A 10,953-nucleotide genomic window follows, 5' to 3' on the forward strand; every position below is an offset into this window, starting at 1 on the left:
GTCGTCCCGATCGACGAGGCAAATGGGGTCAGAGTCATTACTCTGACCCGCAACCCAGCCCCCCAGCCCACTTACAGTTAACCGTCGGTTTGATGATCTCCATCGGCGAGTTCAAGAATGGTCGCAGTCCCTACTTTTCCTCCCTCCAATATAGTTAACTCCCGCCCTACAGCAAGGTGCGGGCGGGCGTTGACGATGTCGAGAAAAGCCACCTCGACTTCGTAGGTCGGGCCAAGCTCCATTCGAATGGCGGGCACGATCCTTATGTCAAGGAACTTCCCATCTATTTCGGCGGTAGGTCGGTAACCGTAGGCTGGAGCATCAACCGCCCCCCGTCGTCCACCTTCTTCGGTGGTCAGGAACCGCAGTGATAAGCGTCCGTGGACAATCCGTTTCATTTGGAAGGTAGATCCATGGAATTCATGATTGAAGGCTGCAAATATTGAAGCTGAGGGTTCTTGATGGTGTAGCTGGTAATGCCGCCGTCTACTGATTGCGATCCAATCGATTGCAGCAAGCTCTTCGAAGCCGTTGTACTCACAGTTGTGTATGCGGGGTCACCGAAAGCTTGGGTCGCCATTTTTGCGTACTGAGAAGCTTGTGAGGACGAGCGCGCGATAGAGCGTCGTCGTCAGCTTGGTAGCGATTGTCGAAACAGCCTTGGAACCTGCTGCTTCGATCCCGGCGCCTGCAATGTTCTCCAATGGAGAACTTACACTCTGCACCTCGCCACTTCCTAGTGGCGCTTGATAGTAGGGATTACAGGCGCAGATCATCGCCACCGCGGCACCGACCCTTGCGCCGACCAGATGGTTTGTAGCCTCAATATCCGAAAGTGCAGAATTTTGTGTATAAGCAGAAGCAGGTATGTACTGTCTACCGTCTGGATCAACAAATGTGCTTGGGTTGTTGCCGCCGTAGACGTATCTGTTAAAGCTCGTCGTTTGTGCTGCAGTAGGGGCATTCGGATCGACGCTTAAAAAGCGGCCTACAGAGGGGTCGTAGTACCTGGCGGACATATAAACGAATCCGCTGTCCGCTTCATCGACGTGGCCGGCATAACCAGGGCCACTGCTTGGGGTACCGAGTACCTTGGTCCCAAAAGGACGATAGTCAGATGCGGTAACGATCGAACCGTTCGAATCGGTAAGTGCGAGAACGGTCCCTTGATTATCTGTGTAGTAGTAGGTGACTCGTTCCGCTGCGTTTACAGGCGATAGTGTGGTCAACAGCAACCACGCTGCTGCAAGCAGCGAACTTCGACGAACGCAGGCAGCCATTTTCTCCCCCCAATCGAATCCGTCGTCTGGGCGGATGACATCCGCTTAAAGATCCGAATTTAGTAAACACCCACCGTTTTAGGTTTTACAAGTGGCGACGTTCTTGGCGGAGCCTTATGTCTAATGCCCGTTTTCGGCAACGCTCTTTCGTTTTACCGCATAACCGATCGCCAGCAACACGAACCATACCGGGCTGGCCATCAGCGCCGCGCGCGTATCGGCCTGCAACGTCAGCAACACCAGCACGAACACGAAGAACACCAGGCACGCCCAGCACATGAACACGCCGCCGGGCATCTTGTACTTCGATGCCGCGTGCAGTTCGGGGCGCTTGCGACGATAGGCGATGTACGCGAACAGTATCAGCGACCAGACGAACATGAAGAGCACGGCCGAAAGCGTGGTGACCAGGGTGAACGCGGTCACCAGGTCCGGCACCACGTACACCATGGTCGCGCCCAACAGCAGGATGAAGCACGAGAACATCAGTCCGCGCGAGGGCACCGCAGCTTTGGAAAGCTTCGAGAACGCCTTCGGCGCGTGGTTCTCTTCGGCCAGGCCGTAGAGCATGCGGCTGGTGCTGAAGATGCCGCTGTTGGAACTGGAGGTGGCGGAGGTAAGCACCACGAAGTTGATCAGGCTCGCTGCGGCCGGAATACCCGCCAACACGAACAATTCCACGAACGGGCTCTTGCCCGGCAGCACCTGGCGCCAGGGCGTGACCATCATGATCGCCACCAGGGCCAGTACGTAGAAGATGATGATGCGCACCGGGATCGAGTTGATCGCCTTGGGCAGGTTGCGCTCGGGGTCGGCCGTTTCCGCCGCCGTGGTACCCACAAGCTCGATGCCCACGAAGGCGAACACGGCAATCTGGAAGCCGGCGAAGAAGCCGCCGATCCCCGTGGGGAAGAACCCGCCATCGTTCCAGAGGTTGGCAAGGCTCGCCTTATTGCCCGAGGGCGAGGTGAAGCCCCAGGCCACCAGGCCCACGCCGGTGATGATGAGCGCCACGATGGCGATGATCTTGATCAGCGCGAACCAGAATTCCATCTCGCCGAACAGCCTCACCGTCACCAGGTTCAGCGTAAGCAGCAGCAATACGCACAGCACCGCGGGTATCCAGGCCGGCATGCCCGGGAACCAGTACTGCACGTAGGCGGCAATGGCGATCACATCGGCGATCGCCGTGATGATCCAGCAGAACCAGTAGGTCCAGCCGCAGTAGAAGCCGGCCCAGGGGCCCAGGAGGTCGGTTGAGAAGTCGATGAACGACTTGTACTCGAGGTTCGACAGCAGCAACTCGCCCATCGCCCGCATGACGAAGAACAGCATGACGCCGATGATCAAATACACCAGCAGGATCGACGGCCCGGCCAGGCTGATGGTTTTCCCCGACCCCATGAATAACCCGGTGCCGATGGCACCGCCGATGGCGATCAGTTGCAGGTGGCGATTGGAAAGACTGCGGCGGAGGTGATCGGGCTCGGTCGACATCGAATGGATTCGCTCGCGGGATATTCTCCTGACGATAGCAGCCATGCCGGCCGCCGCGAAGCCGTGCCGCCGCCCCGGGGTCTAGCGGACCACCATCATGGCGAACCACTCCCAACCCCGTAGCCGCGCGGCCACCAGCTTGGCGCTGGTGAGCATCGGCACTGCCAAGAGCGCGCCCGGGATACCCCACAGCCAGCCCCATATCAGCAGCCACAGCAGGATGGCCACCGGCGAGAGCCGCATGCGGCGACCCTGGATCATCGGGGTGATCACGTTGCCCTCGATGGCGGTGATCGCAGCGAAGCTCAACGCGGGCAACAACGCCGTGCCAGCGTCGTTGAAGTGCAGCAGGCCTACCAGGCACAACACTACGGTGGTGGTAATGGCGCCCACGTAAGGCACGAAGTTGAAGAGCATGGCCACCGTGCCCCATAGCAGCGGATCGGGCACGCCGTAGCCGTAGAGCATCGCCGCGGTAACCAGGCCCAGGCCGGCGTTGATCGCCATGGTGGTCAAGAGATACCGCGATACCTCCGACTGGATGCTTCGCACGATGCTTACCGTATGCCGCTTCTGGGCGAAGGTAGGCGACACCTCCACCGCCCGCCGCAACAGCTCATCGCCATAGATCAGGAAAAAGAACACCAGCAGCACCACGGTAAGCACGCTCGCCATCACCTTCGGCGCACCGGTGATGACATCCCATGAACTGAATACCGCTACCGGCGCCGCCGGCTGCCCTGCACGCGGATTGCCGCCCACCAGGTTTTGCGTGGCACGGCTGGCGGCCTCCAGCTGCTGCGTCATCGGCTTGATCTTTGGCGCCAGCTGGCGCATGGCTTCGGGCGTCTGGTGGAACCAGTTCAGCGCCGCGGGCGCCACCATGCTGGTGCCGGCGCCAACCGCGGTGCCCAGGGCAAGCATCACCACGCAGGCGCTGAGCCAACGCGGCACACCCAGCCGCGCGCCCAACGAAACGATGGGGTTCAACCCCAGGCCAATGAAGCCCGCCAGCAGGAGGGGGATCAACAGCGGCTTGCCGATGGTCACCGTGTAAATGATGGCCAGGAACAGCATCGTCTGCAGCACCATGCGGATCGACCGCATGTGCCGGGAGATGCGGCGGATCGACGTGCCGTTGAGCTTGCGATGATGTTCGCGAAGGAGGGGGGCTTTGGACGAGACCGCAGCGCCGGGGGCCACGGTGGGCGTAGCCGGGGTGAGCGGTGTCGCCTGCGGGTCGCTCATGGATCGGTGCCGTCGCCGCTGCCCATGAAACTCCCGGCAGCGAGCATGACCGCACGGCTGGCCAGTTCCGTCGCGCCGCCGGAGAGTACCGATACCAGCCCCGGCACGCGCAGTGGATGGATATCGAGCATGCCCAGCACCACGCCGACGCCGGTCGCGGCGGACACGATCGTCAACGGATGCTCGTAGCCCTTGGCATAGAGCGCAGCGGCCGGTGCGGCCACGGCCTCGCGCGAAGCACGGACCTCAGCCTGGGCCAGGCGGACGGCGGCGATGTTCTTGAAGACGCTCATTTTCTGCCCCCTCCCTTCGACCACGTTCGGTCGCCTCGTGCACCAGGGCGCGCACTTCCGCGCGCGTCACCGGCATGCCAAGCCAGCCCATACACCGCTTGAAGACGGTGATGGCGCCCAACAACAACAGCAACTGGATCAGCGCCAGCGCGCCCAGCGCCCAGGCCCATGACCCGAACCATTGGGCCAAACCCCAGCCCAGCAGCGCCAGCAGTGTAAGGCCCAATGCCACCGCGAAGGTGGTGGCGGCCAGCGCCATGAACAGCATCATCATGACGCCGCTCCTGGCCAGCCTTACCTCGGCGCCGAAAAGCTTGAAGTGGCTACCGAAGACCTGCCGGATCCCGTGGGCAAGCTTGCCCAGCTCCGCCGTCCACGACGGTTCCGGCGGGCTCGGCGAATCTTCCGGCGGCGGTACGCCGGCAGTTCCTGGATCAGTCATCCGCCGCCCCTGGTCGCTTGGTCAAATACAGGTGCGTGATGATCAACGACGCAGGATGCGGCCGGCAACCCAGCCGGCGGCCAGCGCGATGGCCAGCGACTGCACCGGTTTCTCGCGGATGTATTCGCGGGCGGTCTCCAGCCATTCGTCGGTGCGCTCACGGGCATCGCCAACCACTTCACGCGCGCGTTCGCTGTATTCGTTGACCTTTTCCGTGGCATGGGTGGCGCCGGCAGCCGCCTTGTCGGTGGCGCTGTGCAAGCTCGTCTCGACCTTGTCGGCGGCGCGATCCACGGCGTCCTTGGTCTTCTCCACCGCACTGGTGGTGGCCTGCTTCACGCGCTCGGCGCGCTCCTCGATGCGTTCGGCGGCGCTGACCGTGTTGGCGGCGGCGACGACGGCCGGTTCGACCTGCTTGTTCATGGGAATCTCCAGTCCGGGCGGGGTGCTCGCCACGTAGCCACCGAAAGAGTAGTGGCACGCGGTCTTGCCAAACCATTAACGCCCGGTGCGCGCGCACTGGGCGTGAACGAAGCGCGGGCAAAACCGCCGCGCGCTCGGCGGGCGTTCATTTTGCAGGCTTTTTGCCGTTTTTCGGTGCATCTGTCTTGGGGGCGCCGGGAACCTTGGTGTATGTCACGCGGTACACCGCGCCGGCCAGCTCGTCGCTCACCAGCAGCGAGCCATCGGCCAGTGGCTGGACGTCCGCGGGACGCCCCCAGGCCTGCTCGCCCTGCTTGAAGCCATCGATGAACACTTTGTAGTCACTTACCCGATCGCCCTGGATGTCCACGCTCATCACCCGATAGCCCGATTTGGTGCTGCGGTTCCACGAACCATGTTCGGCGATGAACAGTACCTGGCGGTAGTCGCTGGGAAATGCCTTGCCTTCATAGAAGCGCAGGCCCAGCGCCGCCACGTGCGCGCCGAGGTTCAGCGCCGGCGGGGTGTAGTCGGCGCACTTCTTGCCCTTGCCGAAGTCCGGATCGAGGGTATCGCCCTGGTGGCAGTAGGGAAAACCAAAATGCTGGCCCGGTTTGGTGACATGGTTGAGTTCGTCGCTGGGCAGGTCGTCGCCCATCATGTCCCGCCCGTTGTCGGTGAGCCACAGCGTGCCGTCCTGGTTCCAGGTGAAGCCCACGGTATTGCGCAGGCCCAGCGCCACGTCTTCCACGCCCGAGCCATCGGCGTTCATGCGGGTGAGCTTGGCGTAGCCTTTCTGGTCGCAGACGTTGCATGGCGCACCGATCGGGACGTACAGCTTGCCGTCGGGTCCGAAGGCAAGGTATTTCCCGCCGTGGTGGGTATCGCGGGTGAGCTTGTCGGTCACCAGCTCAGGCTTGGGCGGGTCGTCCAGGTGGCTTTCGATGTCGCGCAGCACCACGATGCGGCTGATCGCCGATATATAGAGGTCGCCGCCCTTGAAGGCGATGCCGATGGGCTGGGTCAGCCCGCTGGCCACCACGCGCACCTTATTCGCCTTGCCCGAGCCGTCGCTGTCGGTGAGCGCGTAGACCTTGCCGGCATCACTGGAACCAACGAAAACCGTGCCATGGCCGCCGACGGTGATCTCGCGGGCATCGGGCACCTCGTCACTGTAAATGGCGATATGGAAGCCCGGCGGCAGGATGAGCTTGTCCAGCTCAGGCTTGGCGTACGCCGCCGGGGCGAGGGCGACGAGGCCCAGGATGATGATCAAGGAAGCGCGCATCAGGGCCACTCTCGCCGGCTGGGCCGCTGAGGGTACTACTGGCGCCCTCGCTCCTGCCATCGTCCGGTAGCCGGGTGTGGCGAAACTGCCGTGCTCGGCTAGACTCCTCCAGTGGGGAAATCTTGCGATGCACAACATTCAACCGGAAGAAGGGGAAGGTATGGATCAGGCAAGCATCATCACCCGGGTCAAGCAGATCCTGACGTCGCCACGCACCGAATGGCCGCTGATCGCAGCGGAGCCGGCGACCATCAAGGGGCTCTATCTCAACTACATCGCCATCCTTGCGGCGATACCGCCCATCGCGGGTTTCATCCGCAATAGCCTGATCGGCAACGGCGCCTTCGGCATCACCATCCGCACACCGATCCCGCAGGGGATCATCCTGGCCGTGCTCACCTACGCGTTGAGCCTGCTGGTGGTGTACGTGGTGGCGCTGATCGTCAACGCCCTGGCGTCGACCTTCGACGGCCGCCAGGACATGGTGCAGGCGCTGAAGGTGGTGGCTTATTCCTACACCGCCGCCTGGGTGGCAGGCATCTTCATCATCCTGCCGTGGATTGGCTGGCTGGTGGCGGTGGCCGGCGCCGTGTACAGCATCTACCTGATGTACCTGGGCATGTCGCCGGTGATGAAAAACCCGCCGCAGAAATCGGCCGGCTACACCGCGCTGGCAGTGGTGATCGCGGTGGTGCTGCAGTGGCTGGTGGGCCTGGTGCTGTTCCTGGTGCTCGGCGGCGCGGCGATCTCCGCGGCGGCGCTGTCGCATCCGCACTGAAGGAAGGGTTGGAGGGGGTGGGGGTCAGAGTTATAACTCTGACCCCGCCGCCGTGACCCCGCCGCCGCCGGTCAGGCGTCGGCGATCGCGTTGAAGCGGGCGGCGATGTAGTCGTCGGTGAAACTGGTCATGTCCCAGCCACGGATGAAGCCGCAATGGCCGCCGTGGGAAGCAATGTCCAGTTCGATGTTCGGCGGCAGCGACAGCTGGCGGAACGCGCCGATGGGAATCACCGGATCGTCCTTGGCGGTGAAGATGGTGGCGGGCAAGGTCATGCCGCGCAGGCGGTCACCGGCCACCGAGTAGCCTTCCAGGTAACTTTCCAGCGAGTCGAAATCCGTGTGGCGCAGCACCAGCGACCGGGTGAGGTCGCGCATGTTCTGCTTCAGTTCGGCCAGCTCGAAGTACTGCTGGTTGGGAAACGCGTTCTGCTTCATGCGCAGCGATCGCCGCCACTTCTGCATGAAATAGGCGTGGTAGAACCACGGCGCTTCCTTCTCGAGGGAAAACAGCCCCTCGGCCGGATCGATGATCGGGCATATGGCCAGGGAGTAGTCCAGCGGAATGCCCGCCGCCGGCGCTTTCATCGCCACGCGCAGGGCGAAATTCCCTCCCAGGGAGAATCCCGCCACGGCCATACAGCGCGACGGCCAGCGCCGGGCGATTTCGCCCACCGCGACCACGACTTCGTCGATGCGGCAGGAATGGAACAGCGATTCGTTCAGCGGATGGCTGTCGCCATGGTCGCGGAAGTTCAGCCGGAAGATGTCCCAGCCCTCGTCGAGCAGGCGGCTGCCGGTCTGCAGCACATAGGTGGAGTCGACGCTGCCTTCCCACCCATGGAACAACACAGCCAGGCCTCGCGAAGCCCGCCCGGTGCGTTGCTCGGTATAGGCGCCGGACAGGCGGATGCCCGGACCGCCTTCCACCATCACGTTCTGGGCACCCTCGCGCACCTTGTGCGCGGCACTGGGCAACAGGAAGCTCCGCACGCCCGACGACGACAGCATGGTCTGTATGTGGCCGCTACGCAGCGGCCAGGGTGGATTGAAGTCTGCCCCCCGCGGCAGGGTCATGCCGGTTCCCCGGCCCCTGCCGCAGCCGGTACCGGCCCCAGCGATTGTTCGATGCGCGCGCGCGAGGCCTCGGCCATGCGGCGGCGCGCGTCGGGGCTGGCGGGCACGGGCTCCAGGAAATGGACTTCCGCGTCCAGCGGCGCCTCGCCCAGGATGCGCAGGAAATTGCCCATGAACGACTCGCCTTCGCGGAAGCCGACGTCGATCACCCTCTGCCCGTTCCTGGCAAAACGCAGCGCCACCGGCTGCACGGGTACCTCGGCATCGAGCGCTGCCTGGAAGATGCGGGCGTGGAACACGCGCAGTACACCGTTGTAGCCGCTTCCCCCTTCGGGGAATACCGCCACGGAGCGGCCGCCGCGAAGGCGTTCGACCATCACCTGCATCACCGAGGCCAGCGAGTGGTTGCTGCCGCGGCGGTGGAAGATGGTGCCGCCGCGCGCGGCCATCCAGCCTACCAGTGGCCAGCCGGCGATCTCGGCCTTGGCCACGAAGCAGGCCGCCCGCTGGCTGTGCAGCACCTCGATGTCCAGCCACGAGGTGTGGTTGGCGACGAAAAGTACCGGATCCGCCAGGGGCTTGCCGAAGCGCCGGCTGCGGAAGCCGAAGATGCGCAGCAGCCAGGTGGACCACAGCCGTATGGTGCGGTGGCCGAAGGGCTCGCGGCCGTCCTTCATCACCCCTTGAGACCAGCTAAGGACAGCTGCGCAGATCAGCACGCCGAACAACACGTGCAGCACGAGCAACGGAATGCGCCACAGGTAGCGCCAGGGGCGCATGCGGTCGGGGGGTGCCTGGCTGGCAGCGTCGGGGTTCATCAAGCCTGCAAGATTAACCAGCCGCGCGCGAAGCCGCCAGAGGCAGCGCCGCCGAACGCTTCACCGTGCGCAGCACGAAGCTTGAATTGACGTCGGCCACGCCCGCCGCATTGAGTAGCCGGTCGAGGAGGAAGCGGGAGAAACCTTCAAGGTCGGCCACGTACACGTGCATGAGGTAGTCCATGTCGCCGGTGAGGGCGTAGCAGTCGACCACTTCCTCCCAGTCACGCACGCGCTCGATGAAGCCCTCGATGCTGGAGTTGTCGTGCTTCTCCAGTTGCACGCGGACGAAGGCCTGCAGCCCCAGGCCCACCGCCGCCGGGTCCACACGCGCGGCGTAGCCGGCAATTACCCCTTCCGCCTCCAGCTTCTGTACCCGGCGCAGGCAGGCCGAGGGCGACAGGTTCGCCATGTCGGCCAGTTCCGCGTTGGTCACCCGGCCCTGGGTTTGCAGGGTGGCGAGAATGCGCAGGTCGGTCTTGTCCAGGGAAATCGACACTTTATTGCGTCAATGTGGCTTTGATGTCGTATATCTTGCGCCACATGCCCCATGCGATGCAATAAAACAATCCCATTGCGTGCATTCGCCGCTAAGCTGATGGCCAAACCACCACCGAGCCGCCGTCATGCAGACCCCCCGTCGCGTCGAACACCAGCAAACCGATCGCGGTTACGTGCCGGTGTATGCCACGGGCGTGGTCGAGCAGCCGTGGGACAACTACACGGCCACCGACCACCAGGTGTGGAACATCCTTTACGAGCGCCAGCGCGCCCTGTTGTCCGCCTATGCCTGCCCGGAATTCCTCGAGGGTGTGGAACGCTTCGGCCTGGGAGATGGCGGTATTCCCCGCTTCGATCATTTGAACCAGGTGCTGGCCGAGGCCACCGGCTGGCAGCTGGTGGCCGTGGAAGGCCTGCTGCCCGACGAAGTGTTCTTCGACCACCTGGCCAACCGCCGCTTCCCGGTGAGCTGGTGGATCCGCAAGATGGACCAGCTGGACTACCTCTCCGAGCCCGACCTCTTCCACGACCTCTTCGGCCACGTGCCGTTGCTGCTGAACCCCGTGTTCGCCGACTACATGCAGGCCTATGGCCGCGGCGGCATGAAGGCCCACGCCATCGGCCCCGAAGCGCTGATGAACCTGACGCGCCTGTATTGGTACACGGTGGAGTTCGGATTGATCCGCACCGACGCGGGCCTGCGCATCTACGGCGCGGGGATCGTGAGCTCCAAGGGTGAATCCATCTACAGCATCGATTCGCCAGCGCCCAACCGCATCGGCTTCGAGCTGGCGCGCGTGATGCAGACACGCTACCGCATCGATACCTACCAGCAGACCTACTTCGTGATCGACAGCTTCGAGCAGCTGTTCGATGCCACCGGGCCGGACTTCACGCCGCTCTATGCGGAGCTGGCCACGCGGCCAGTGCATGCCGCGGGCGATGTGCTGGAAGGTGACAAGGTGTACCAGCGTGGTACGCGAGAAGGCTGGGCTACGGGTGGCGACAACTAGGCGCGGATTCCGGTCAAACGACCCCGTCGCCATCGCATGGGTCAACGCTAACCAATCGAACGCGCTCGCATAAAATCGAGCCGTCGTTGTCCATGTGGGACTCAAAATCGACCCTTATGAGGTCGCCGTCTCGCCTTATGGACAGGGCTGAAAGAACGTCGCCCGTGTAGTGCCGGGGAAGCGAATCGCTATGCACGCCAAGCATGCTCATTTCGACGCGATGATGATGATGAAGTATGAAATACCCTTTTGAATCGACTTCACGCGTCATCTCAAAGACGTGGATCGTCGCGACA

Annotated in this window: 14 protein-coding genes; 2 read left to right on the top strand and 12 right to left on the bottom strand. The window is 63.3% G+C overall.

What is annotated here, in order from left to right; translation table 11 throughout:
- Positions 1-77: 77 nt before the first annotated feature.
- The 8 genes from VK519_RS12905 to VK519_RS12940 all read right to left on the bottom strand — a co-directional run bounded on the left by VK519_RS12905 (position 78) and on the right by VK519_RS12940 (position 6,471).
- Positions 78-398, bottom strand: a complete 321-nt coding sequence (locus VK519_RS12905; protein WP_324350363.1) for a hypothetical protein — start codon at positions 396-398, stop codon at positions 78-80.
- 159 nt (positions 399-557) lie between these two features.
- Positions 558-1,229, bottom strand: coding sequence for an RHS repeat-associated core domain-containing protein (locus VK519_RS12910; RefSeq protein WP_324350365.1), 672 nt, complete (start codon positions 1,227-1,229; stop codon positions 558-560).
- Between the two features lie 171 nt (positions 1,230-1,400).
- Positions 1,401-2,777: a D-serine/D-alanine/glycine transporter gene (gene cycA / locus VK519_RS12915; protein ID WP_324350367.1), complete on the bottom strand. Its 1,377-nt coding sequence runs from the start codon at positions 2,775-2,777 to the stop codon at positions 1,401-1,403.
- A gap of 81 nt (positions 2,778-2,858) precedes the next feature.
- Positions 2,859-4,025 (bottom strand): AI-2E family transporter, encoded by a 1,167-nt coding sequence (locus VK519_RS12920; RefSeq protein WP_324350369.1) that lies wholly within the window; start codon positions 4,023-4,025, stop codon positions 2,859-2,861.
- Positions 4,022-4,318, bottom strand: coding sequence for a hypothetical protein (locus VK519_RS12925; protein ID WP_324350371.1), 297 nt, complete (start codon positions 4,316-4,318; stop codon positions 4,022-4,024). The genes VK519_RS12920 and VK519_RS12925 overlap by 4 nt, the downstream gene beginning before the upstream one ends.
- Positions 4,272-4,760 carry an ABC transporter ATP-binding protein gene (locus tag VK519_RS12930; protein ID WP_324350372.1) on the bottom strand — a complete coding sequence of 163 codons (489 nt, stop codon included), beginning with the start codon at positions 4,758-4,760 and terminating at the stop codon, positions 4,272-4,274. The genes VK519_RS12925 and VK519_RS12930 overlap by 47 nt, the downstream gene beginning before the upstream one ends.
- A gap of 42 nt (positions 4,761-4,802) precedes the next feature.
- Positions 4,803-5,183, bottom strand: coding sequence for an ElaB/YgaM/YqjD family protein (locus VK519_RS12935; RefSeq protein WP_324350374.1), 381 nt, complete (start codon positions 5,181-5,183; stop codon positions 4,803-4,805).
- A gap of 145 nt (positions 5,184-5,328) precedes the next feature.
- Entirely contained in the window at positions 5,329-6,471 is a 1,143-nt protein-coding gene (locus VK519_RS12940) for a PQQ-dependent sugar dehydrogenase (RefSeq protein ID WP_324350376.1), read from the bottom strand.
- 160 nt (positions 6,472-6,631) lie between these two features.
- Here VK519_RS12940 and VK519_RS12945 point away from each other — a divergent pair, with 160 nt between their 5' ends.
- The gene (locus tag VK519_RS12945) at positions 6,632-7,249 is read left to right on the top strand and encodes a Yip1 family protein (protein WP_324350378.1); all 618 of its coding nucleotides are present in this window, start codon (positions 6,632-6,634) and stop codon (positions 7,247-7,249) included.
- 71 nt (positions 7,250-7,320) lie between these two features.
- Here VK519_RS12945 and VK519_RS12950 read toward each other — a convergent pair whose 3' ends face one another.
- The 3 genes from VK519_RS12950 to VK519_RS12960 are packed head-to-tail and all read right to left on the bottom strand — an operon-like array spanning position 7,321 to position 9,642.
- Positions 7,321-8,325, bottom strand: a complete 1,005-nt coding sequence (locus VK519_RS12950) for a YheT family hydrolase (RefSeq protein ID WP_324350380.1) — start codon at positions 8,323-8,325, stop codon at positions 7,321-7,323.
- Positions 8,322-9,143 (bottom strand): lysophospholipid acyltransferase family protein, encoded by an 822-nt coding sequence (locus tag VK519_RS12955; RefSeq protein WP_324350382.1) that lies wholly within the window; start codon positions 9,141-9,143, stop codon positions 8,322-8,324. The genes VK519_RS12950 and VK519_RS12955 overlap by 4 nt, the downstream gene beginning before the upstream one ends.
- 13 nt (positions 9,144-9,156) lie before the next feature.
- Positions 9,157-9,642 carry an Lrp/AsnC family transcriptional regulator gene (locus VK519_RS12960; protein WP_324350383.1) on the bottom strand — a complete coding sequence of 162 codons (486 nt, stop codon included), beginning with the start codon at positions 9,640-9,642 and terminating at the stop codon, positions 9,157-9,159.
- A gap of 127 nt (positions 9,643-9,769) precedes the next feature.
- On the opposite strand from VK519_RS12960, the gene phhA reads away from it, so the two are divergent.
- Positions 9,770-10,657, top strand: a complete 888-nt coding sequence (phhA, locus tag VK519_RS12965) for a phenylalanine 4-monooxygenase (protein ID WP_324350385.1) — start codon at positions 9,770-9,772, stop codon at positions 10,655-10,657.
- Between the two features lie 13 nt (positions 10,658-10,670).
- Here the strand turns inward: phhA and VK519_RS12970 are convergent.
- Positions 10,671-10,953, bottom strand: a 283-nt coding sequence (locus VK519_RS12970) for a hypothetical protein (protein ID WP_324350387.1), incomplete at its 5' end; no start/stop codon positions are given.

Origin of the sequence: Pinirhizobacter sp. (assembly GCF_035317885.1) — a bacterium.
Taxonomy (GTDB): domain Bacteria; phylum Pseudomonadota; class Gammaproteobacteria; order Xanthomonadales; family Rhodanobacteraceae; genus Pinirhizobacter.